Raw genomic sequence first — 22,614 nt, forward strand, 5'->3', positions numbered from 1 at the left:
ATGATGCCCCGGTCCAACGCATGGAACCGCGCATGAATCTGCTCGCAGTGTCTTCCTCCGGGTATCGATCCGCCGTGCTGGGGCCGTCGTTGCTCGCTCTCGCCGCCATCGCACTCACCGCATGTGAACCCCAGTCATCGCCCGCTGCCCGCGGGCCGGTGCCCGTGGTGGTGCAGCAGGTCGAGACACGCACCATCCCGGTCGTTACGTCGCGCGTGGCGCAGACCGAAAGCTCCCGCCAGGTCGAGGTCGTGGCGCGCGTTTCCGGCTTCCTCGAGTCGATCAATTACCGCGAAGGCGGCATGGTCGAGGCCGGCGACGTGATGTTCGAGATGGACCGCAAGCCGTTCAAGGCCCAGCTCGACATGGCGCAGGGCGAAGTCGAGGCGTCGCTGGCGCGCCTTGCCACTGCCGAGGCGAACCTGGAGCGCACGCGGCCGCTGGCTGCCGCGGACGCCCTCAGCCAGGCCGACCTCGATCGCGCCGTGGGCGAGCAGCAGGCGGCGGAAGCTGCGGTTTACACCGCCCGCGCGCGCCTGCGCCAGGCCGAGCTGAACCTGGATTACGCCACCATTCGTTCCCCCGTCACGGGGATGGCCGGCGCTGCCGAGCAGCGCGAGGGCACGTTCCTCAATGCCCAGGGCGCCTCGGCCAACCTGGCTTACGTGGCGCAGCTCGACCCGATCTGGGTGAACTTCAGTGTCTCCCAGAACGAGGCCGCGCGCCGCGAGGCGCGCGTGCGTTCAGGCCTGTATGTGTCGCCCGAGAATGAGCGCTACACGGTCGAAGTCGTGCTGGCGGGCGGCCGGGTCTTCGCGCACGAGGGCGTGCTCGATTTTGCCGATCCCTCCTACGACCGCCGCACCGGCACTTTCACGGTCCGCGCCGTGGTGCCCAACCCGGACCTGGAGCTGCGTCCCGGGATGTTCGTCACGGCGCGGCTGAAGGGCGCGCGACGGCCGAACGCCATCGTGGTGCCGCAGCGGGCGGTGCAAAAGTCGGCCGAGGGTCATGTCGTCTGGCTCGTCAATGCACAGGGCGCGGCCGAAGTCCGGCCGGTGGTGGCGGGCGACTGGGTGGGCGAGGACTGGCTGATCGAGCAGGGGCTCAGCGGTGGCGAGACTTTGATTGTGGACGGTTTCCAGCGCCTGGCGCCGGGTTTCCCGGTGCAAGCCGTGCCGGCGCTGCCGACCGACGCCGCGGCCGGCGAGTAGCTCCAGCATGGGCCCGGGTTTCTTCATCGATCGGCCGGTCTTTGCGTCGGTCATCTCGATCGTCATCCTGCTGGCCGGTCTTGCCGCCCTGCGCGCCACCCCGGTGGCGCAATACCCCGAGGTGGCGCCGCCGACCGTGACCGTGACCGCGGTGTACCCGGGCGCGACCGCCGAGGTCATCGCCAACACCGTTGCGGCGCCGATCGAGCAGCAGGTCAACGGCGTCGACGGCATGATCTACATGAGCTCGACGAGCTCGTCCTCGGGCGCGATGACCCTGACCGTGACCTTCGCCCCGGGCACGGACCCCGACATCGCCCAGGTCAACACGCAGAACCGGGTGAGCCAGGCGCTGGCGCAGCTGCCGGAGGTGGTGACGCGCCAGGGCGTGAAGGTGGAGAAGAAGTCCTCCAGCTTCATGATGCTGGTCAGCTTCTATTCCGAGGACGACTCGCTCGACCCGCTGTTCCTGAAGAATTACGTCAACCTGTACGTGCTGGATGCCGTCAAGCGACTGCCGGGCGCCAACCTGGCCAGCGTGTTTCCGCCGCCGGAAGTGGCGATGCGCATCTGGCTGCAGCCCGACCGCATGGCCCAGCTCGGCGTCACCACGACCGAGGTGGCGAATGCGATCCGCGGCCAGAACCAGGCCTTCGGCGTCGGCCAGATCGGCCAGGCGCCGGTCCCTGAGGGCACGCAACAGAACTTCCCCATCACCAGCCAGGGCATGCTGGCGACGGCCGCGGCCTTCGAGGACATCATCATTCGCACCGGCGGCCCGGGTGGCGACGCCGCCATCGTGCGCCTGCGCGACGTGGCGCGCGCCGAACTGGGGGCCCAGAGTTATTTCGTCGAGAGCAAGCTCAACGGCCGCAACGCCGCTGCACTGGTCGTCTACCAGCAGCCGGGCTCGAACGCCCTCGACACCTCCGCCCGGGTCCGCGCCACGCTCGAGGAGCTGTCCGCAAGCTTTCCGGACGGCCTCGCATACAAGGTGGTCATGGACACCAGCGAGTTCACTGCCGCTTCCATCGAGAAGGTGATTCATACCTTCTTCGAGGCGGTGGTGCTGGTGGTGCTGGTGGTGTTCCTGTTCCTGCAGAGCCTGCGCGCAACCATCATCCCGACCCTGGCCGTGCCGATCGCCATCATCGGCGCCTACATCGGCATCTATGCGCTCGGCTTCTCCACCAACATGCTCACGCTGTTCGGCATGATCCTGGCCATCGGCCTGGTGGTGGACGACGCGATCATCGTGGTCGAGGCGGTCGAGCACAAGATGGCCACCAAGGGCATGACGCCGCGCGCGGCCGCGCACGAGGCCATGCAGGAGCTGACCGGGGCGCTGATCTCCATCGTGCTGGTGCTGGCCGCCGTCTTTCTCCCGGTCGCTTTCCTCGGTGGCATGACCGGCACGTTGTACAAGCAGTTCGCGATCACCATCGCCATCGCCATGGTGTTCTCGGGCATCGTCGCCCTGACCCTGTCGCCCGCGCTCGCGGCGCTGATCCTCAAGCCCGGCCATGGTGAGAAGAAGGGCTTCTTCCTCGCCTTCGAACGCGGCTTCGAGCGCGTCACCGACTACTACATCGCCGGCGTGCGCTGGCTGTTGCGACATCGGCTGGTCGGCGTCGGGCTGTTCCTCGTCACGCTGGTCGGCGTGGTCGGCCTGTTCCGCATCCTGCCCTCCAGCTTCGTGCCGGAGGAGGACCAGGGCTACATCTTCACGGCCGTGATGCTGCCGGACGCGGCCAGCCTGGAGCGGACCACGGCCACCAGCGATCGCGTGACCGAGGTGCTGCTGGCGCATCCGGCGATCGCCGATGCCGCGCAGATCGATGGCTTCAGCCTGCTCGACGGGCAGACTCGCAGCAACGCCTCGGCGATGTTCGTCGCCCTCGAGCCCTTCGCGGAGCGTGGCGAGAGCGGGGACAGCGCCTTCAGCGCCATCGCCGAGCTGCAGCGCGACCTGGCAGGCGTGAAGTCCGGCCTCGCGTTCGCCGTCAACCCGCCGGCCGTCCCCGGTCTCGGCGTGACCGGCGGCTTCGATTTCTACCTGCAGGATCGCGCCGGCGGCAGCCCCGAGCAACTGGGACAGGCGGTGCAGGCCTTCGTCGCCGCGGCGCGCCAGCGCCCGGAACTGGCCGGCGTGTCGAGCACTTACTCGGCAAGCCAGCAGCAGCTCTACCTGGAGGTGGACCGGCCGCGCGCCGAGCTGCTCGGCGTGCCGGTGCAGGACGTGTACGGCACGCTGCAGGCTTACTTCGGCTCCATGTTCGTGTCGCAGTTCACCCAGTTCGGCCGCGTCTGGCAGGTCATCATGCAGGCCGAGGGCGAGTACCGTGACGACCCGGCCGATCTCGACGGCATCTACCTCACCTCCCGTGACAACGAGGTGCTGCCGCTGTCGGCGGTGGCGGAGCGCCGCTTCTCGGCGGGACCGACCCTGCTGAGCCGCTTCAACGGTTTCCCCGCCGCCAAGGTGACCGGCAGCGCCGCACCCGGGTTCAGCTCGGGCCAGGCCCTCGCCACCATGGAGGAGGTGGCGGCCGCAGTGTTGCCGGAGGGCTACGGCTTCGCCTGGGCCGGGCAGGCCTACGAGGAAAAGCAGGCCGGCGGCACCTCCGCCATCGCTTTCGTGTTCGGCATCGTCATGGTGTTCCTGATCCTGGCGGCGCAGTACGAGAAGTGGACGCTGCCACTCGGCGTGCTGCTCGCGGTGCCGTTCGCCATCCTCGGCGCGCTGCTGCTGACCTGGGGCCGCGGGCTGGAGAACGACGTCTACTTCCAGGTCGGGCTCGTGACACTGATCGGGCTGGCGGCGAAGAACGCCATCCTGATCACCGAGTTCGCCGTGGAGAACATGCACGCCGGCATGTCGCCGGAAGACGCCGCGGCGGAAGCCGCGCGCGCACGCCTGCGGCCGATCGTCATGACCTCGCTGGCCTTCATTCTCGGCTGCGTGCCGATGGCCATCGCCACCGGTCCCGGCGCCAACAGCCTGCACGCCATCGGCACCGGCGTGATCGGCGGCATGCTGGCCTCGACGCTGATTGCCTCTTTCTTCGTGCCGCTGTTCTTCGTGCTGCTGGAGGGACGGCGCAAGCCCGCCGCGCCGGGCGCGGCGACGGAAGCCGCGACGCATGACGGAGGGGCGCACTGATGGCGCCCATGGGGCCCATGGCGCGCGGCGCGGTCACCGCTTGCCTGGCGCTGGCGCTGGGCGCCTGCGCCGTCGGGCCGGATTACGAGCGCCCGGCGCTCGACATGCCCGAGGACTGGCGCGTCATGCCCGGCGAAGCCGTCGCGCTGGCGAATGCCGAGTGGTGGACCCAGCTTGGCGACCCGGTGCTTGACGAGCTCATCGCCACCGCGCTGGCCGGGAACCTGGACGTGCGCATCGCGGCGGCGCGGGTCGAGCGCTTCAGCGCTGCCCTGCAGGTTTCGCGCTCCGCCCTCATGCCGCAGCTGGGCTACGGCGTCGGCGCTGAGCGCAGCCGCACCAGCGAACTGTTGCTGCCCTCGGGTGCCGATCCCTACAGCACGCAGTACCAGGCCGCGCTCAGCGCCAGCTGGCAACTGGACCTGTTCGGCCGCGTGCGACGCGAGTCGGAGGCCGCGCAGGCACGGGTGTATGCCAGCCAACAAGGGCAGCAAGGCGTGATGCTGTCGCTCACCGCCAGCGTGGCCGCGGCCTATGTCAGCTTGCGCGCGCTCGACCGCCAGCTGGAAATCGCACGCGCGACGGCGGCAAATCACGAGGACACGCTGCGCATTTTCCGGCTGCAGCACCAGCAGGGCGTCGTCTCCCGCCTCGAGGTGGCGCAGGCCGAGTCCCAGTACGAGCAGGCCGCGGCGACCATCCCGCTGCTCGAGGGGCAGGTGGCGGCACAGGAGAACCTGTTGTCCATCCTGCTCGGCACCCCCCCGGCCCCGGTGCCGCGCGGGCTGACGTTGGCGGAGCTCGCAGTGCCCGCGGTGCCCGCGTCGCTGCCGTCCGAGCTGCTCGCGCGCCGCCCGGACGTGCTGCAGGCCGAGCAGAACCTGGTCGCGGCGAATGCCGACGTGGGAGCGGCGAAAGCCCTGTATTTCCCCGACATCTCGTTGACCGGGGCGCTGGGCCAGGTGAGCGCAGCGCTGGGCGACCTCACCGACAGCGCCGCGCGCAGCTGGAGCGCGGGCGCCGCGATCGCCGGTCCGCTGTTCACCGGCGGTGCGGTGAGTGGCCAGGTGGCGGCCGCAGAAGCGGCGCGCGAAGAGGCGCTGCTGGGATACGAGGCCACGGTGCTGGAGGCGTTGCGCGAGGTGAATGATGCGCTCGCCGGCGTGACTGCCACTGCAGGGAATTACGCGGCCCTGGAGCGGCGCGCCGATGCCTTGCGCGATTTCGCGCGGCTGGCGCGCATGCGCTTCGATGCCGGTGCGGCCAGCTACCTGGACGTGCTGTACGCGGACAACGAGCTGTTCGCGGCCGAGCTGGCGGCGATCGCGGCGCGCCAGTCGCAGCAGGTCAACATGATCACGCTCTACCGGGCGCTCGGCGGCGGCTGGCCGGAAGGCTGAGCGGTCTGCGGGGGAGGGGCCGCCATGGGCCCTCGAATCCGTCGCAACGGCACCGGCGAATCCTGCAATGTGACGGTCGTCACGATCAGGAAAAGTACTTAAAACAATCGTCTACGAGCTTGATCCAGGTCATGTTCCGGCCCTGGCCCGGTGGATATTATTCTGGCCGGTTAAGCTTGATTCAGAGCCAAGGAGGCTGCCATGGAAACCCGCAAGACCGCTGCCCGGACCAGGTCGTCCGCCAGCGAACAGGACGCCCGGCTGGGTCGCCGGTCCCGTCGTCGGCGCCGCCAGGCGCACGCCCGTCGCGCCTGAGGACGGCAAGAGGAGGGGGCGAAGCGCACGCCGCGACAATCACTCGCCGCGTCGCCTTCGCCCCGCACCAGGCCCCCGCAACACCCCCCGCGTTCAAACCGCTCAAGCCAGTCCCCGCCGCCCCAGGATCCGCCGCGACAGGATCGCATGCGCCCGCCGTCCGAGCGGGTAGCGCCACGCCAGCACCATCATCGGTACCAGCAGCAGGCAAGGCCAGGCCACGAAGGCCAGCTTGAGGCCCAGCGCCGCCTGGGCTGACATCGCGTCCTTCGCCGTGAAGCCGAACAGCGCCGGGATTGCCAGCGCGATGGCGCCGCCCACGCCCTGGTTGAGCTTGGTTACCAGCGCCTGGAAGGAAAAGAAGATCGCCGCGCGATCCCGGCGGTTGCGCCAGATGTCGTAGTCCACGATGTCCGCCAGCAGCGACGGCAGGGCGATGGAGGACAGGCCGAGGAAAAAGCCGAAGCTGGTCATGATGGCCATCATCGGGCGCAACGACGCCGGGCCCGGTTCCAGCCAGGGGACGCACAGCAGGGTGAGGATCATGCCGCCGGCGGCCGCAGCCCAGGCGCGATGCTTGTCGACCCGGCGCATCACCTGCAGCCACAGCGGCATGCCCAAGGCCATGGCCAGCGTCATCGGCAGGGCGATGTGAGGCACCTTGTCCGGCAGGCCGAGGTACTGGCTGGTGTAGATCACGAACAGGCTGGCGACCGCGCCGGTGGCAAGGCCGAACAGCACCTGCGTGACGAGGAAGTACTGCAGCGGCGGGTTGTCGCGCAGCGCCCGCCACAGGTCGCCCGGGCGCACCGGGCGCGCCTGCACCCGGCGCGCCGGCTCGGCCACGGTGAAGCACATCAGGACCACCGCGAGCGGGAGGCCGAGCATGATGAACAGCGCCAGCACGCGCATCACGGCCGGGCTGAACTCCGTCGTTCCGCCCACCAGCAGCATGGGCGAGGCCATGAACAGGATGCCGCCGGCAAAGCCGAGCAGCTGGCGCCACAGCACGATCCTGGAGCGTTCGTGGTAGCCGGTAGACAGCTCGGCCGCCATGGCCGTGTGCGGGATCTCGACCAGGGTCCAGCCGAGCGTGACCAGCAGGTACCAGGCCAGCAGGTGGCCCAGGCCGGCGTCGGCGGCAGGGTTGAACAGGAACCAGGTGCCGGCCGCGACCACGACCGCGCCGAGCACCATCCAGGGCTTGCGTGTCCCGGAGCGGTCGGACAGGTATCCGATCAGCGGGTCGGAAATGCCGTCGAACAGCCGCGCGATGAAGGTGGCGGTGGCCAGCCCGGCCAGCGTCACCGCGCTGTACTCGAGATAAAAGTTGGGCAGGATCGCCGCGGTGGGCGACATCAGCATGGACAGCGGCAGGTTGACCAGCCCGAACAGGATCAGCAGGGGGGTCGGCAGGCGGGAATGGGGGTTCATGACGACCGATTCTGCGCTCTTTCGGCCTGCGCCAGGCATCAGGAATCCGCTGCCTAAGCGCTAACAAACCTTAAGCAAAACAACGGGTTGCAACCCGGATTCAAGCGACTAGACTGTGGCGGTTAAGCAACGAGTCTAGCAACTTGGGGAGAAACATGAGACATGGACGCACCTTCACCGCGGCGCTGGCCGCTTTCCTGCTCGCACTGCCCGGCACGGTTCCGGCCGAGGACGAGGGCATCGAGTTCGGCGGCGCGGTCCGGCTGAACTACGCCTGGCGCGACTACGACGACACCAACAAGGACCGCGCCGGCGACTTCGAGCTCGAGCTGTTCCGCATCAACGTCCGCGGCACCGTCGGCGAGGTCATGCTCAACGCCGAGTGGCGTCGCTACAACGACTTCCAGGCCATCCACCATGCCTGGGTCGGCTACGAGTTCGACGACAACAGGCACATGGAGCTCGGCATCACCCAGGTGCCCTTCGGCATCCTGCCTTATGCCTCGCACAGCTTCTGGTTCGGCGGCACGTACTACATGGGCTTCGAGGACGACTACGACACCGGCGTGAAGTTCGTGCACGAGGCCGGCGACTGGGACTTCCATTACGCCTTCTTCAAGAACCCCGAGTATGCAGATCACAGCCGCGCGGACCGCTATTCCTTCGACCTGGTGACGGGTGGCGACCAGCAGAATGAAGAGATCAACCAGCTCAACTTCCGCGCCGCGCGCACGCTCACCCACAGCGACACCCGCAGCACGGAGCTCGGGTTGAGTCTCGAGGCCGGCCAGATCTACAACAACGTGACCACGGACACCGGGGACCGCTGGGCCGTGGCGGCGCACATGAACGGCAACTACGGCAAGTGGAACCTGCAGCTGCAGGGCGTGGCCTACGAGTTCAACCCGGAGAACCCGGTCGGCGTGTCGGACGATTTCGTCCAGCTCGGCGCCTTCGCCTTCCCCTTCCTGATGGCGGCCAAGGGCGAGGTCTACTCGGCCAACGTGGCGCGCTCCTTCGACCTCGACTGGGGACCGGTCACGGGTGTGACCTGCTACAACAACTTCACCTACATCGACCCGCGCGTGGACAACTCGGCCGAGTCCATGCAAAACGTCACCGGCTGCGCCTTCTCCGCGGGCGGCCTGTACACCTACGTCGACTGGATCGCCGGCAAGAACATGTGGTTCGCCGGCGGCGACGGCATCGGCCTGGACGGCGCTTCCGCCGGCAAGTGGCGTTCCCGGCTGAACATCAACCTCGGCTACTACTTCTAGCCGGGTCTCAGCTCAGTGCTCCGCCGCAGCTGGAGCCCTGGCCGGCGGTGCAGCCATAACAATGCTCCCCCACCGCGATGCGGCGGGGGAGCTTTTTTTCGTCCAGCAGGTCGCGCAGGTGGGGACTGTCGCCTGCGTCGCCCAGCGCCATGCCCAGCATCTGGTTGAAGTCGCAGTCGTAGAGGAAGCCCTGGTAGTCCACGCTGACCAGGTTGCGGCACATGACGCTTTTCAGGTTGTCCGCCCGGTAGGCGTTTTTCAGCAACGCCATGTAATCGTGGTACTGCCCCTTGGACAGGAGGATGGCACCGAAGCGCTTGATCGGCATGTTGGTGATGGTGAACAGGGCGTTGAACTCGATGCCGAACTCCTCTCCGAGCAGGCGCTTGTAGTCCGCTTCCAGCGCCTGCTGCGGCGGCGGCAGCGAGGCTCCGAGCGGGTTGTACACGAGGTTCATCTGCAGTCCCGTACCGGGGCGGCCGTAGCCCAGCGAGTTCAGTTCCTGCAGCGCGCTGATGGAGGCCTCGAAGACCCCGTTGCCGCGCTGCGCGTCCACGTTCTCCTTGGAGTAGCAGGGCAGCGAGGCGATGACCTCCACCCGGTGCTCCGCCAGGAAAGGGCCCACCCAGTCGTAGCCGGGCTCGCGCATGATGGTCGGGTTGAGCCGGTCCATGACGTGAATCCCGCGCTCGCGCGCCGCGGCGACCAGCCAGCGGAACTCAGGGTTCATCTCCGGCGAGCCGCCGGTCAGGTCCAGCGTGCCGACGCCATGACGTTGCGCGACTTCCAGCGCCAACTCCATGGTGGCGCGGTCCATCAGCTCCTTGCGTGTCGGCCCGGCGTTCACATGGCAGTGCACGCAGGCCAGGTTGCAGAGATAACCGAGGTTGAGCTGCAGCGTGTCGAGGCGCTCGCGCCGGATGCGGGGGAAATCCGTCTCCTGCAGCAGCGGCAGGGTGTCACGCATGGGGCTCTCCGTCGGCGGGCGCGTCCGCCCGCGCGGCACGCGGCGTCGGGCGGAAGGGGTTGAGCAACAGAGAGACCAGTCCCTGGTCGCGGGGTTCCCGCCATTGCTCGAGCCCGATCGGCATGCGGCGCTCGTCCTCGGCCGGCTCCACGGTGTAGCTGCGGAACACGCGGTCCCATACGGAGAGGTGGAAGCCGTAGTTGCTGTCGGTCTCGACGCGGCGCGTGGAATGGTGGATGCGATGCATGGAGGGCGTGACGAACACCCAGCGCAGGCGGCGGTCCAGCGCTCGCGGCAGGGCGATGTCGGTGTGGGTGAACAGCGAGCCGAGGCTGAGCAGCACCTCGAAGGCCAGCACCGCAACCGGGTGTGGCCCGAGCAGCGAGATCAGCGCCAGCTTGAAGCCCATGGAGAGCGCGATCTCCAGCGGGTGGAAGCGCACGCCCGTGGTGACGTCGAAGGCCGTGTCGCAGTGGTGCACCCGGTGCAGCCGCCACAGCAGCGGGACGGTGTGCATGAGGCGGTGCTGCCAGTAGATGGCGACGTCCAGCAGCAGGATGGCGGCGGCGATCTCCAGCCACGCCGGCCACGCCAGCAGCCCGAACAGGCCGCCGCCGTGCACCTGCGCGGCCCAGGCCACGGCCAGCACCGGAAAGCCGACGCGCAACACGCCGGTGCTGACGGCTACCATGCCGAAATTGACCAGTTGCCGCCGTGCCGGGCGGCCGTCGCCGCGCGCGGGCCAGCGCCTCTGGGCCGCGTAGAGCAGCAGCAGCAGGCCGAAAAAAGCCCCGAAGCGGACCAGGGCTTCGTTTTGCTCGAATTCCATGCGCTACAGGGTGCCTGCCGGCGGGCTGCGCACGCAAGAAGGAGGCGCCCTTGCGGACGCCTCCTTGGGTTAGCCCGTTTCACCAGGGGTCAGTCGCTTTCCCGAGCGGCTGTGGTTACGGCTTGACGGGCTTGGGGGGCTTGGGAGGCTTGGGGGGCTTTACGGGTTTGCCGCCACCGTTGCCCTTGCCCTTGCCCGCGGAGGGAAGCAGTTTCCCGGGGGCGCCCGGATCGACGATGTAGCCGTTCTGGGTGATGTCGACGTCGCCGATCAGGCCGTCCGTCAGCGTGAAGCTGAGGGTGTTGCCGTCCACGACCGCCGGGATGGTGAACCAGCTCGGAACCTCCGCGCCCGGGACCAGGCCGTACTTCCAGTACACCGTGTCGGGTGCCAGCTCTTCGCTGAATGTCAGCGTCACGTCGATCGAGCCGCCGGGCTTGACCTTGCTGACGGTGAACTCGAGCACGCCGTAGGGGAAGACATAGCCTTCGGGCGGAGGCTCGTATGCGTCGAGCGAGTTCCACACCGCATCGTCGATGCGCGCGTCGGAGTCAGACTCGGGCATCACGCTGAGCTTGGTCTGCACGCCGCTCTGGGTCTCGAGGTCCATGGCGTCGCCAAGGATGCGCCCGCGCCGGAACATGGCATTGTTGCCGCTGCCATCGTCGCCGGACCACACCGTGTAGCTGGCCCGGCCGTCCGGACGCAGCTTGATCTGGGTCTCGAAATCGCCGAAATCGTCCGCGAGGCCGTTCAGCGCGTCGCCGGCCGTGATGGCCTGCGGCTCGGTGAAGGTGGCGCCGAAGTCCGGCGTCATCAGCATGTAGAGATCGACGTCGGCCGCTTCTTCATAGTGCCGCACGTTGGTCTGCATGCCGAAGGCCACGTAGAGGACGTTCGAGTCCTGGCAGTCGGTGGGGTCAACAAGGCACTTCGGGCCGTCGCCAGGGGTCGGCACGATGCGTGGTTCCTTGGCGGTGTAACCGGAGGCCGCGTCCATCATTGGCGTCAGGTCGAGCGCGTCCGTCCAGGTCGCGCCGCCGTCGGTCGAGCGCCGCACGTAGAAGCGGTACGGCTCCTGGTCGTTGAGCAGCGAGAAGGCCGCGAGGTCGGGCACGTAGCTGAAGCCGATGAGGATATTGCTGCCGCGCATGGCGCCGCGATGCGCCAGCGCGTTCTCGATGTAGTTCTCGTCGGTGTCGATGTACTCGCCCATGACGCCCGTGCCGACGGCATCAGCCACTTCAACCACTTCGCCAAGCTCGTTGACGGTCGTGTAGGGGATGAAGCGCGTGCCGCTGAAATTCATCGCCGGGCCGTGCTGCTCCAGGTCGATGTCATACAGTGGGTCGCCGCCGGAGATGATGTGGGAGTAGCAGCCTCCAACGTGCACCTGCGGCTCGAGACGATCTGGCGTGAGGCCGCCCACGGCGCGCCGCAGCATGACATCCGATTCGCCGCCGCCCGTGAAGTTGCCCTGCTTGTAGATGAACAGCAGCGGCACCTCGTTGGTCTTGGCGGACTGGACCAGGAAGCGCACGCGGCGGGCGTTCTCCCACGGGTCGCTGAGGATGCAGCCATGCTCGCCGTACAGCGGCGGAGTCATGTAGTGGAAGCTGTGGTAGCGGACATACTTGCCGTCGTCCCAGCCCATCGTGCCCTTGGTTTCCTCGTAGGCGATCACCACCTGGTCGTCGACCTGGCCGATGTTCGGCCGCGAGGCGCCGACGTTGCCCTGGTCGTAGTCGCCGGCGGGATGCGTGATGAGGCTGGTGCCCGTCAACTTCTTGTTGCCGAAGATGTTCTTCGTGATGCGTGTCGGGACGCTCCACTGCCCGGCGACGAACCTGGGCGTGCTGATCTTGCCCGTGGCGGCGTCGTACGCATCGAGGTAGGTGTACCAGATGTCCGTGCCATGGTTGACGTTCGCGCCCGAGGCGCCGGAACCCGGCCCTTCCGCCTCGCCCAGCTTCAGGCCCAGCGGGTCTTCCTGCCAATTGAGGACGAAGCCGTACATGTTGCCGCGGTTGGCGTCCTGCTTGGCGTCACGAATACCGGTGCTCAGCTGGTCGGTCTTGAAGACTGCGCCCTCCCACTCTGTCCGTGCCTGGAACCTCTTACTGGTGCTATCCCACACCAGGCGCGAAGCGTACTGGCAGCTGTAGGGCACCGTGATGCCAAACAACTCCGGATACACGACGAAACGCTGCTCGCCGCCCGGGCAGAACTTGCTGTTGAAGGTCACCAGGATGTGGTTGCCGACGTTGAACACGTTCGGCTTGTCCGAGTCACCGTGGTAGGGAACGGCGTTCTCGTCCAGCCCGAGGTCCGGAGTCCCCTCCGGGCCGAGCATGGGCGGGCCTTCCTGCACCAGGATGCCGTATGCCGAGGTGCGCATCGCCGTGTTGTCGATGTTCAGCGGCGCGCTCCAGGTGTCCCCGTTGTCCAGGGAGTACTTGATGACGATATCGTAGGGCTTGCGCGTGTGGCTGCCCTTGGCATCCCAGACCTGTGCGTTCAAGTCGTAACCGACACTCTGGGCCTCGCCATAAACGGCGAACAGCGTGCCGTCCGGCGTGCGCAGGATCTTGACCTTGTTGGTGGATGCTATGCCGTCGGAGACCATGAGTGGTCCATCCGGCGGGTCGAATGCCATGGTGTCGCCGAGAGCCGGACCGGCCATGGCGGAGATGCTGAACACGGCCGCAGCCGTCAGCGCTGGCAATAACGAGCGTTTCATGATTTTGCCCCCCTTCGGGACTCCGGGGCCGACAGCCCTGCCGGCCAGGAACCGGAGCGTTCGGGCTAAGGCTAGGCAGGGGGGCGAGAGACGTCGGACCAAAACTGACGGCCGTCAGTTTTTGGATGAATTCCGCGCGAAAAGGTGAAATTTTTCACATTTTGGGGTGCGACGGACTCAAGCCAGGGGCAGCTGGCCGCGCTCGAAGCGCATCTCGTGCGCGCTCTCAGTGAGGATGCCCGCGTGCTTCAGGTCGGCGATGACCCGCGCGGCGGTCTCCGGGGCGATGTCCAGGGCCGCCGCCATGTCGAGACGGCGGATCCGCGGGCAGGGCTCCGGCGCCGCCAGGTCCGCCAGGTGGGCGAGGAACTTCAGCACGCGTTGCCGCGCCGGGCCATTCAATACTTCCAGCAGCAGGGAGTCGGTGCGCTCGAGCTGGGCGTGCCAGCGGCGCTCGATATCGCGATAGATAGAAGGCCGCTCGCGCTCGAGGCGTTCCAGCAAGTCGCGCGGGATCATGCACAGCTGGCAGGGTGTCACGGCGGTGGAATTCAGCCCGTAAGCCGGCTGCAGCAGGGCCTCGAGGCCGACCATGTCGCCCGGCCCGAGCATGCGCACGATCCGGCACTTGCCGGCGCAGTCGGTGCGCCAGAGCTTGATGAACCCGCGGCGGATCGAGTACACGCTCCGAGCGGGGTCACCCGCGTTGAACAGCGCCGCGCCCGCCGGCAGCGAATAGGCCTCCGCCTCGAGCATGGCCCGGTTGCCGAGATAGGTGGGTACGGGCTGCAGGGGCATGACGATCGGCGCCTGGCAGGCGCTGCAGTTCGCGCGCCCGCTCCAGTAGCCGGAGAGGCATGGTCGTGTAATCGCCCCGTCCATGGTGGCGCATCCTTGAGTGGCTTGGACTCTAGGCTACCACTGACACGAAGGCGCCGGGAGAATATCGGCGCTGCGGCGCAGCGTGCGTCGGCGCGGGACGTCGTGTGGAATTTTCGTGGATTCCTCAAGCCTGGATCCGTTTCCGACCGCGGCACGATTACAATGCCGTACTTTCCGCCCCGCGGATGACCCGATTCAGGCGAAACCAGATGATTGGCAAGTTGCTCAAGTGGATTCTCCCCCTCGTGGTGCTGCTGGCCGCGCTGGCGGGAGGCCGCTACATCATTTCCCAGCGCCCCGAGGCGCCGCAGTTCAATCCGCCCGTGGTGCCGGTGGCGATCGACGCCATCCGCGTCCAGCCGGTGGACTATCGCGTCGTCGTGCGCAGCGAGGGCACGGTCGAGCCCCGCACCGAGAGCACGCTGATTCCGCAGGTCTCCGGCAAGATCGTCGAGATCTCGCCGTCCTTCCGCGAGGGCGGCTTCTTTGCCGCGGGAGACCTGCTGGTGCGCCTCGACCCGCGCGACTACCAGCTCGCGATCGCCAGCGCGGAGGCGCAGGTGGCGCAGGCCGAATCCGCCCTGGAGCAGGAGATCGCACAGGCCAAGGTGGTCGAGAACGACTGGCGCATGCTCGGCAAAGAGGCGCCCGAGCTGGGCCTGCGCAAGCCGCAGATCGCTGCGGCCCGCGCCGCGCTGCTGTCGGCGCAGGCGCAGCTGGAGCGCGCCAGGGTGGACCTGCAGCGGACCCAGATCCGCGCGCCCTACGAGGGCCAGGTGCTGGAAAAGAACGTCGACATCGGCCAGTTCGTCTCCCCGGGCACCGTGCTGGCCCGGGTGTACGCCACGGATTTCGTCGAGATCCGCCTGCCCCTGTCCAGCCGCCAGCTGGAGTTCGTCGACCTGCCCGAGCGTTTCCGTGACGACACGACTGGCGGCTCCGAGGGCCCGGCGGTGCGGCTCAAGGCGTCCCTGGGGCGTGAGACCTGGGCTTGGGAAGGGCGCATCGTGCGTGCCGAGGGCGCCATCGACACCCGCAGCCGCCAGCTGTTCGTCGTGGCCCAGGTCGACAATCCCTACCGCCGCGGCGTGGGCGACCGCCCGCCGCTGCGCATCGGCCAGTTCGTCGAGGCCGAGATCGACGGCCGCGTCCTGCCCGGCGCTTACGTCATTCCCCGCGGCGCGCTGCGCGACGGCGATGGCGTGCTGGTGATCGACGCGGAGAGTCGCTTGCAGCGCCGCCAGGTCGAAGTGGCCTGGACCGACGGCGAGAATGCGGTGATCGTGGCCGGCCTGGCGCCGGGCGAGGTGGTGAACGTGACGCCGCTGGCCGTGGCCACGGACGGCACGTTGGTCAGCGCGACCATCGACGGCGTCCCGCCGGCCCCGCGTGAGCGGCCCGGTGAGGGTGGTCCCCCGGGCGACCGCGTCGCGGCCCAGGAGCGTCCGCAGTGAAGGGCATGATCGCCTGGTTCGCGCGCAACGACGTGGCCGCGAACCTGCTCATGCTGACCATCCTCGGCCTGGGCGCCTGGGGCCTCACCGCCAAGATCCCGCTGGAAGTGTTCCCCGCCTTCGAGCTGCGCAACGTCATCGTGCGCGTGCCTTTCCCCGGCGCCACGCCGTCCGAGGTCGAAGAGGGCATCACGGTCAAGATCGAGGAGGCGGTGCAGGACCTCGAGGGCATCAAGACGCTGCGCTCCACCGCGGTGGAGAATCTCGGCACCGTGGTGATCGAGGTGGAAAACAGTGCCGACCCGCGCGAACTCATGAACGACGTCAAGGCGCGCGTGGACGCGATCTCGACCTTCCCGGTCGACAGCGAGCGCCCGACGGTCTACATCCCGGAGATCCGTCGCGACGTCATCACCGTGGTGGTGTCGGGCGAGCTGCCGGAGTCCGAGTTGCGCCTCGTGGCCGAGCGCGTTCGCGACGAGCTGGTCGACCTGCCCGAGATCACCCAGGTGGAACTGGACGGTGTGCGGCCCTACGAGATTTCCATCGAGGTCTCCGAGCAGACCTTGCGTGAATACGGACTGACGCTGGAGCAGGTGGCTTCTGCAGTACGCAGCACCTCGCTGGACCTCGCGGCCGGTTCCGTGCGCACCTCGGGCGGCGAGATTCTCATCCGCACCCAGGGCCTGGCGCGCGTCGGCACGGAATTCGAGGACATCGTGGTGCGTAGCACCGAAGGCGGCGCCAAGCTGACCATCGCCGACATCGGCCGCGTGCGCGACGGCTTCAGCGAAGACCCGCTGGAGTTCCGCTATAACGGCCGCTCCGCGGCCTTCATCGACGTCTACCGGGTCGGCGAGCAGAGCGCGATCGAGGTGGCCGAAGTCGTGCGCGACTACATTGCCGCCACCCCGGCCTGGTTGCCGCCCGGCGTCAAGCTCGACTACTGGCGCGACCAGTCCCGTGTCGTTGAGGCGCGCCTGAACACACTGGTCAAGAGCGCCGTCCAGGGCGGCATCCTCATCATGGTGCTGCTGACGCTGTTCCTGCGGCCGGCGGTCGCTGCCTGGGTGGTGATCGGTATCCCCGTGGCGTTCATGGGCGGCATTGCACTGATGCCGGTGTTCGGCGTCACCATCAACCTCATCAGCCTGTTCGCCTTCATCCTGGTGCTGGGCATCGTGGTGGACGACGCCATCGTCACCGGTGAGAACATTTTCTCCCGGCTGCAGAAGGGCGAGGACCCGCTCCAGGCCTCTATCCGCGGCACGCAGGAAATCGCGGTGCCGGTCACCTTCGGCGTGCTGACGACCGTGGTGGCGTTCACGCCGCTGCTGATGATCGAAGGCGTGCGCGGCCAGATCTTTGCCCAGATCCCGCTCATCGTGATCCCGGTGCTGCTGTTCTCGCTGGTCGAATCCAAGCTGATCCTGCCGGCCCACCTGAAGCACGTGCGCATCCGCAACCAGCAGAACGAGCGCGGCTTCACGCGCCTGCAGGCGATGGTGCAGCGCGGCCTGGAGCGCAGCACGCGCGCGGCCTACACGCCGGTCCTGAACTGGTCGCTGCACAACCGCTACCTGGCCGGAGCGCTGTTCACCGCCGTACTGATCATCCTGTTGAGCGTCGCCATCGGCGGCCACCTGCGCTTCATCTTCTTCCCGCGCATCCAGGCCGAGACCGCCTCCGCCACCGTGACCATGCCGCCCGGCACGCCCTTCGAGGCCACCCAGGCAGCCATTCAGCGCATCAACGCCGAAGCCGAGAGCCTGAGAGAGCGCTACACGGACCCCGACACTGGCGAGAGCGTGATCAAGGGCATCCTGTCCACGGTCGGCTCGTCCGGTGGCGGCAGCACCCCGCGTACCGACATCGGTCGCGTTGTGTTCGAGATCACGCCGCCGGAGCAGCGCACCCTCGACGTCACCAGTTCCGACCTGGTGCGCGAGTGGCGGCGTGGTATCGGCCAAATCCCAGGCGCCAAGGAGGTCAGCTTCCGCGCCGAGATCGGCGGCGGCGGCTCGCCGCTGGACGTGCAGATCACAGGCCCGGACTTTCCCGCCCTGCGCACCCTGGCAGGGCAGGTGCGCGAGCGCCTGGAGACGTACCCGGGTGTATTCGACATCACCGACAGTTTCGAGGATGGCAAGGAAGAGATCCGGCTGCAGATCCGGCCCGAGGCCGAGTTGCTCGGGATCACGTTGGAAGACCTGGCCCGACAGGTCCGGCACGCCTTCTTCGGCTTCGAGGTCCAGCGCATCCAGCGCGGACGGGAGGAAGTGCGGGTCTACGTTCGCTATCCGGAGACCGAGCGGCGCTCGCTGGAGAGCCTGGACTCGATGCGCATCCGTACCCCGGGCGGCGCGGAGGTGCCGTTTGCCGACGTCGCCGTGGCGGAGTACGGCCGCGGCTTTTCACAGATTCGTCGCGTCGATCGGAACCGCACCATCAACGTGACGGCCGACGTCAACAAGGAGAGCGCGGACGTCGAGGCCATCAAGCGGGACATCAACGAGTTCCTCTCCGCCGAGGTGAAGCGCTATGCCGGCGTCAGCTTCAGCCTGGAAGGCGAGGCGCGGGAACAGCGCGAGTCCTTCGGCAGCCTGGGCTACGGCCTGCTGTTCGTCCTGTTCACCATCTACTGCCTGCTGGCGATCCCGTTCCGTTCATACCTGCAGCCGCTGATCGTCATGAGCGTGATCCCCTTCGGCGCCGCCGGCGCCATGCTGGGACACATGATCATGGGAATGAGCCTGACCATCATGAGCCTGATGGGCATGCTGGCCCTGACCGGCGTGGTGGTGAACGACAGCCTGGTGCTGGTGGACTACATCAACCGGCGGCGTGCCGAGGGCATGGCGCTGCTGGAGGCGGTCGCCACGGCCGGCGTAGCGCGCCTGCGCCCGGTGCTGCTGACTTCCCTGACGACCTTCGCCGGCCTCACGCCGCTGATCTTCGAGAAGTCCACCCAGGCCCAGTTCCTCATCCCCATGGCCGTGTCGCTCGGCTTCGGCATCCTGTTCGCGACTTTCATCACCCTGGTGCTGGTGCCGCTGAACTACCTCATGCTGGAGGACGCCCGCGGCTTCTTCGGCCGGCTGTTCGGTCGTGGAAGCCGCGCCGGCACTGGATCTGCTGCGGCGCACACCTAGTGGAAATCGCCTAGGCACAAACTGACTTGAGTCAAACATGACAGCCCGCTGAGTGGGCACATTTCACCCGCAACTAAATGAGAGTTCTCTAATTGAGAATCGTCTGCATTTAGGGGGACTGCCCCGCGACAACGGGGCTTAACAAGAAATGTGCAAGGGGTTGATCATGAACACTTCCAGGTGCGGACTGCCTGCCCGCTGGACAGGAATACTGCTCGCCGCCGCCATCCTGGCGCTCGGCGGGTGTAGTGGTGACGACGGTGACGATGGCGTGGCGGGTCCGCCGGGCGCCGACGGTTCCGACGGTATCAATTGCTGGGACCTGAACGAAAACGGCGTGGCCGATCCTGAAGAGGACAGGAACGGCGACGGCACGATCGACGTGTTCGACTGCCAGACGCCGCCGCCTTCGATTGCCGATCCCGAAACGCTGCACGCGGCGTATTTCGCGGACCGGGCTTACGAGGACGGCGCCTGCCTGGCCTGCCACGGCAAGATCGGCGACGACATCCTCACCACCGGCCACTGGAAGTGGGAAGGCGTGGCTGCGGGTATCGAGGGCTTCGAGGCCGGCATCCACGGCAAGACGGACATCATCAACAACTTCTGCGTCGCCGTGCCGACCAACGAGGGGCGCTGCACCCAGTGCCACATCGGCTACGACTGGAAGGACGACACCTACGACTTCGGCAACGCCAAGCTGATCGACTGCTTCGCCTGCCATGACCAGACCGGCACCTACTCCAAGGCCCCGCCCGCGGCCGGCCGGCCGCCGGCCACCGTGGACCTGCAGGCCGTGGCGCAGAGCGTGGGCGAGAACAACGGCGTGCCGACCCGCAAAGCCTGCCTGTTCTGCCACCAGAACGCCGGCGGCGGTGACAACGTCAAGCACGGCGACCTGTCGAGCGATCTCATCGCGACCACGCGCGAGTACGACGTCCACATGGGCGTCGATGGCGGCGACCTGAACTGCGGCGCCTGCCACGACGTCAAGCGCGACCTCGACGGCAACCTGCTGTCCCACGGTATCGGCGGCATGCCCTACCACTCGGTGGACGAGGGCGTGATGCGCCAGTGCGACGACTGCCACAGCCCGAGCGTCCATGTCGGTACCTCGGTTGAAGCCATCTTCAACTCGCATGAACGGCTCGCGTGCCAGGCCTGCCACATCCCGGCGATTTCCCGCAAGCTGCCCACCAAGACCGAGTGGTACTGGGCGGACGCGGGCCAGGACATCGATCCGATCCCGATCGACGCGGACACCGGCAAGCCGGCGTACGACAAGATGAAGGGTTCCTTCAATTGGGAGCTGAACGTCCGGCCGACGCTGCGCTTCTATGACGGCAAGTGGATCAAGTCACTGATCGGCGAGAACGACACCGTGGCCTCGCTCCCCTCCGAGGACGGCAAGGTCTATCTCGGCGGGCCGGCGGCGGATTACACCAACCCGGACGCCAAGATCTATCCCTTCAAGAAGCTGATCGGCAACCAGCCGGCGGACGCGAACAACGGCACCATCCTTGTGCCCCACCTGTTCGGCACGGCCGGCGGCCCGAACCCCTACTGGGGCGCGTATGACTGGAACCTCGCCCTGCAGGACGGCGCGGACCGTACCGGTCAGCCCTACACGGGTGAGTTCGAGTTCGTCGACACCGTCAGCTACTGGGCCGTGAACCACGAGGTCGCGCCGGCGGCAGATGCGCTCGGCCAGGGCGGCAACTGCGGTGACTGCCACTTCAGCGACCAGATCGACTGGGCCGGCCTCGGCTGGACAGCTGATCCGGTTGAAGGCGGTACCCGCCCTTAAGCTGAGCGGAGCTTCCCCTCCATCAAGGCGCCCACACTTCGGTGTGGGCGCCTTTCTCGTGGTCGCGTGACGCGGCGCAAGAAATACTCGCGCCGTTTTTGCTGCACAATATGGGCCGGGACCATGCCTAGCCGGAGCCGGCCTTGAAGAAGAACGCGTACAGTCGGGATGAATTGCTGCAGGCCGGCCACGGCACGTTGTTCGGGTCCGAGGGCGCGCGGCTGCCGTTGCCGCCGATGTTGATGGTCGATCGTATCACCAGCATCACCGGCGACGGCGGTGCCCACGGCTTCGGCCAGATCACGGCGGAGCTCGACATCCACCCCGACCTCTGGTTCTTCAAGTGCCACTTCGAGTCCGACCCGGTGATGCCGGGCTGCCTGGGGCTCGATGCGATGTGGCAGCTGATCGGCTTCTTCCTGTGCTGGAGCGGCGGCCCGGGTCGCGGTCGCGCGCTGGGCGTGGGCGAGGTCAAGTTCAGCGGCCAGGTGCTGCCGACGGCCAGCCTGGTCACCTACCGCATCGACCTCAAGCGGGTGCTGCTGCGCCGGCTTTACATGGGCATCGCGGACGCCACCATGGAAGTCGACGGGCGTCGCATCTACAGCGCCACCGACCTCAAGGTCGGCCTGTTCACCTCAACCGATTCTTTCTAAGGAGCTCTCCATGCGACGCGTGGTGGTCACGGGTTACGGCATCGTATCGAGCATCGGTAACACGGCCGCGGAAGTGCTGTCCGCGCTGCGCGAGGGACGCTCCGGCGTGCGTTTCAGCGAGGAGTATCGCGAGCTCGGCTTCCGCAGCCACGTGTTCGCGCCCGTGGACATCGACCTGGCGGCACTGATCGACCGCAAGCTGAAGCGCTTCATGAGCGATTCCAGCGGCTACGCCTGGGTCGCGATGGCCGAGGCCCTGGCGCATGCCGGCCTGGGTGAGGACGACATCGTCGATCCGCGCGTCGGCCTGGTGGTCGGGACCGGCGGCGCCTCGAACGAATACGTCCTCATGAACGCCGACATCGTGCGCAGCAAGGGTGCGCGCAAGGTCGGTCCCTACATGGTGACGCGCTGCATGTCCTCCGCCGTGGCCGCCAACCTCGCCACCGCTTTCCGCATCAAGGGCGCCAGCTACAGCATCAGCTCCGCCTGCGCCACCAGCGCGCACTGCATCGGCCATGCCGCCGAGCTCATCCAGTGGGGCAAGCAGGACATGGTGTTCGCCGGCGGCGCCGACGAGGTGCACTGGGGCAGCTCGGCGATGTTCGACGGCATGGGCGCGCTCTCGTCCAAATACAACGACACTCCCGAGCGCGCCTCGCGCACCTACGACGCCGATCGCGACGGCTTCGTCATCTCCGGCGGCGGCGGCATCCTGGTGCTGGAGGCGCTGGAACACGCCCAGGCCCGCGGTGCGCCGATCATCGCGGAACTGGTCGGCTACGGCGCCACGTCCGACGGCGCCGACATGGTGCAACCCTCGGGCGAGGGCGCCGCGCGCTGCATGCGCATGGCACTGCAGGACCTGGACGACCCGGTGGATTACCTGAACTCGCACGGCACCAGCACCCCGGTGGGCGACGTGCGCGAGCTCGAGGCGGTGCGCGAGGTGTTCGGCGCCGCTGCGCCGCCGATCAGCTCCACCAAGTCGCTGGGCGGCCATGCGCTGGGCGCCGCCGGCGTCAACGAGGCCATTCACTGCCTGCTGATGATGGAGCACGGCTTCATCAGCGCCTCGGCCAACATCGAGAACCTCGATCCCGCCGCCACGGGCTTCGACATCGTGCGCGAGCGGCGCGACGGGGCGCAGCTCAATACCGTCATGTCGAACAGCTTCGGCTTCGGCGGCGCGAACGCCACCCTGGTGTTCCGGCGCTTCTAACCCCCGGCCTCCGGGCGCCGTGCCGTGCGGATGCCTGTTTGCGGGGACGCTGTGAATACATCCCTGTACGCTCGCTCGCGCACGTCCTGTGCGCGAGCGCCC

At 67.6% G+C, this 22,614-nt stretch carries 14 protein-coding genes; 9 read left to right on the plus strand and 5 right to left on the minus strand.

Annotated elements, in window-relative coordinates:
• Positions 1-32 precede the first annotated feature (32 nt).
• From G8346_RS01845 to G8346_RS01855, 3 genes are read left to right on the plus strand one after another with little or no spacing between them, the layout of a single operon-like run.
• The gene (locus G8346_RS01845) at positions 33-1,214 is read left to right on the plus strand and encodes an efflux RND transporter periplasmic adaptor subunit (protein ID WP_166047637.1); all 1,182 of its coding nucleotides are present in this window, start codon (positions 33-35) and stop codon (positions 1,212-1,214) included.
• Between the two features lie 7 nt (positions 1,215-1,221).
• Positions 1,222-4,377, plus strand: a complete 3,156-nt coding sequence (locus tag G8346_RS01850) for an efflux RND transporter permease subunit (RefSeq protein WP_166047639.1) — start codon at positions 1,222-1,224, stop codon at positions 4,375-4,377.
• The gene (locus G8346_RS01855; RefSeq protein WP_166047643.1) at positions 4,377-5,777 is read left to right on the plus strand and encodes an efflux transporter outer membrane subunit; all 1,401 of its coding nucleotides are present in this window, start codon (positions 4,377-4,379) and stop codon (positions 5,775-5,777) included. Before G8346_RS01850 ends, G8346_RS01855 begins: the two co-directional genes overlap by 1 nt.
• Positions 5,778-6,194: 417 nt before the next feature.
• Here G8346_RS01855 and G8346_RS01860 read toward each other — a convergent pair whose 3' ends face one another.
• Positions 6,195-7,526 (minus strand): MFS transporter, encoded by a 1,332-nt coding sequence (locus G8346_RS01860; protein WP_166047645.1) that lies wholly within the window; start codon positions 7,524-7,526, stop codon positions 6,195-6,197.
• A gap of 155 nt (positions 7,527-7,681) precedes the next feature.
• Here G8346_RS01860 and G8346_RS01865 point away from each other — a divergent pair, with 155 nt between their 5' ends.
• The gene (locus tag G8346_RS01865; RefSeq protein WP_166047647.1) at positions 7,682-8,803 is read left to right on the plus strand and encodes a hypothetical protein; all 1,122 of its coding nucleotides are present in this window, start codon (positions 7,682-7,684) and stop codon (positions 8,801-8,803) included.
• 7 nt (positions 8,804-8,810) lie between these two features.
• Here the strand turns inward: G8346_RS01865 and arsS are convergent, their stop codons facing one another.
• The 4 genes from arsS to G8346_RS01885 form a co-directional block, all read right to left on the minus strand.
• Positions 8,811-9,770, minus strand: a complete 960-nt coding sequence (arsS, locus tag G8346_RS01870) for an arsenosugar biosynthesis radical SAM (seleno)protein ArsS (protein WP_166047649.1) — start codon at positions 9,768-9,770, stop codon at positions 8,811-8,813.
• Complete coding sequence (locus G8346_RS01875; RefSeq protein ID WP_166047651.1) at positions 9,763-10,599, minus strand: sterol desaturase family protein; 837 nt, start codon at positions 10,597-10,599, stop codon at positions 9,763-9,765. The genes arsS and G8346_RS01875 overlap by 8 nt, the downstream gene beginning before the upstream one ends.
• 115 nt (positions 10,600-10,714) lie before the next feature.
• Positions 10,715-13,339: a sialidase family protein gene (locus tag G8346_RS01880; protein ID WP_166047653.1), complete on the minus strand. Its 2,625-nt coding sequence runs from the start codon at positions 13,337-13,339 to the stop codon at positions 10,715-10,717.
• A 177-nt stretch (positions 13,340-13,516) separates the two neighbouring features.
• Positions 13,517-14,221, minus strand: coding sequence for a Crp/Fnr family transcriptional regulator (locus tag G8346_RS01885; protein ID WP_166047655.1), 705 nt, complete (start codon positions 14,219-14,221; stop codon positions 13,517-13,519).
• A 209-nt stretch (positions 14,222-14,430) separates the two neighbouring features.
• Between G8346_RS01885 and G8346_RS01890 the strand changes: the two genes are divergently transcribed.
• The 5 genes from G8346_RS01890 to fabB all read left to right on the plus strand — a co-directional run bounded on the left by G8346_RS01890 (position 14,431) and on the right by fabB (position 22,512).
• Entirely contained in the window at positions 14,431-15,675 is a 1,245-nt protein-coding gene (locus G8346_RS01890) for an efflux RND transporter periplasmic adaptor subunit (RefSeq protein WP_166047657.1), read from the plus strand.
• Positions 15,676-15,680: 5 nt separating this feature from the next.
• Positions 15,681-18,827: an efflux RND transporter permease subunit gene (locus tag G8346_RS01895; RefSeq protein WP_166048014.1), complete on the plus strand. Its 3,147-nt coding sequence runs from the start codon at positions 15,681-15,683 to the stop codon at positions 18,825-18,827.
• Positions 18,828-18,993: 166 nt separating this feature from the next.
• The gene (locus tag G8346_RS01900; protein ID WP_166047659.1) at positions 18,994-20,634 is read left to right on the plus strand and encodes a tetrathionate reductase family octaheme c-type cytochrome; all 1,641 of its coding nucleotides are present in this window, start codon (positions 18,994-18,996) and stop codon (positions 20,632-20,634) included.
• Positions 20,635-20,777: 143 nt separating this feature from the next.
• On the plus strand, positions 20,778-21,290 hold the full coding sequence (fabA, locus tag G8346_RS01905; RefSeq protein ID WP_166047661.1) for a 3-hydroxyacyl-[acyl-carrier-protein] dehydratase FabA: 513 nt from the start codon (positions 20,778-20,780) through the stop codon (positions 21,288-21,290).
• 10 nt (positions 21,291-21,300) lie between these two features.
• A complete protein-coding gene (gene fabB, locus G8346_RS01910) occupies positions 21,301-22,512 on the plus strand; it encodes a beta-ketoacyl-ACP synthase I (protein WP_166047663.1) in 1,212 nt (403 codons plus the stop codon).
• Positions 22,513-22,614: the final 102 nt, after the last annotated feature.

The organism is Thioalkalivibrio sp. XN279, assembly GCF_011089885.1.
Taxonomy (GTDB): domain Bacteria; phylum Pseudomonadota; class Gammaproteobacteria; order Steroidobacterales; family XN24; genus XN24.

Excerpts from the sequence above, each read along its gene's own strand:
- G8346_RS01845 (WP_166047637.1), top strand. The coding sequence starts at position 33 with ATGAATCTGCTCGCAGTGTCTTCCTCCGGGTATCGATCCGCCGTGCTG.
- G8346_RS01850 (WP_166047639.1), top strand. The coding sequence starts at position 1,222 with ATGGGCCCGGGTTTCTTCATCGATCGGCCGGTCTTTGCGTCGGTCATC.
- G8346_RS01855 (WP_166047643.1), top strand. The coding sequence starts at position 4,377 with ATGGCGCCCATGGGGCCCATGGCGCGCGGCGCGGTCACCGCTTGCCTG.
- G8346_RS01860 (WP_166047645.1), bottom strand. The coding sequence starts at position 7,526 with ATGAACCCCCATTCCCGCCTGCCGACCCCCCTGCTGATCCTGTTCGGG.
- G8346_RS01865 (WP_166047647.1), top strand. The coding sequence starts at position 7,682 with ATGAGACATGGACGCACCTTCACCGCGGCGCTGGCCGCTTTCCTGCTC.
- arsS (WP_166047649.1), bottom strand. The coding sequence starts at position 9,770 with ATGCGTGACACCCTGCCGCTGCTGCAGGAGACGGATTTCCCCCGCATC.
- G8346_RS01875 (WP_166047651.1), bottom strand. The coding sequence starts at position 10,599 with ATGGAATTCGAGCAAAACGAAGCCCTGGTCCGCTTCGGGGCTTTTTTC.
- G8346_RS01880 (WP_166047653.1), bottom strand. The coding sequence starts at position 13,339 with ATGAAACGCTCGTTATTGCCAGCGCTGACGGCTGCGGCCGTGTTCAGC.
- G8346_RS01885 (WP_166047655.1), bottom strand. The coding sequence starts at position 14,221 with ATGGACGGGGCGATTACACGACCATGCCTCTCCGGCTACTGGAGCGGG.
- G8346_RS01890 (WP_166047657.1), top strand. The coding sequence starts at position 14,431 with ATGATTGGCAAGTTGCTCAAGTGGATTCTCCCCCTCGTGGTGCTGCTG.
- G8346_RS01895 (WP_166048014.1), top strand. The coding sequence starts at position 15,681 with ATGATCGCCTGGTTCGCGCGCAACGACGTGGCCGCGAACCTGCTCATG.
- G8346_RS01900 (WP_166047659.1), top strand. The coding sequence starts at position 18,994 with ATGAACACTTCCAGGTGCGGACTGCCTGCCCGCTGGACAGGAATACTG.
- fabB (WP_166047663.1), top strand. The coding sequence starts at position 21,301 with ATGCGACGCGTGGTGGTCACGGGTTACGGCATCGTATCGAGCATCGGT.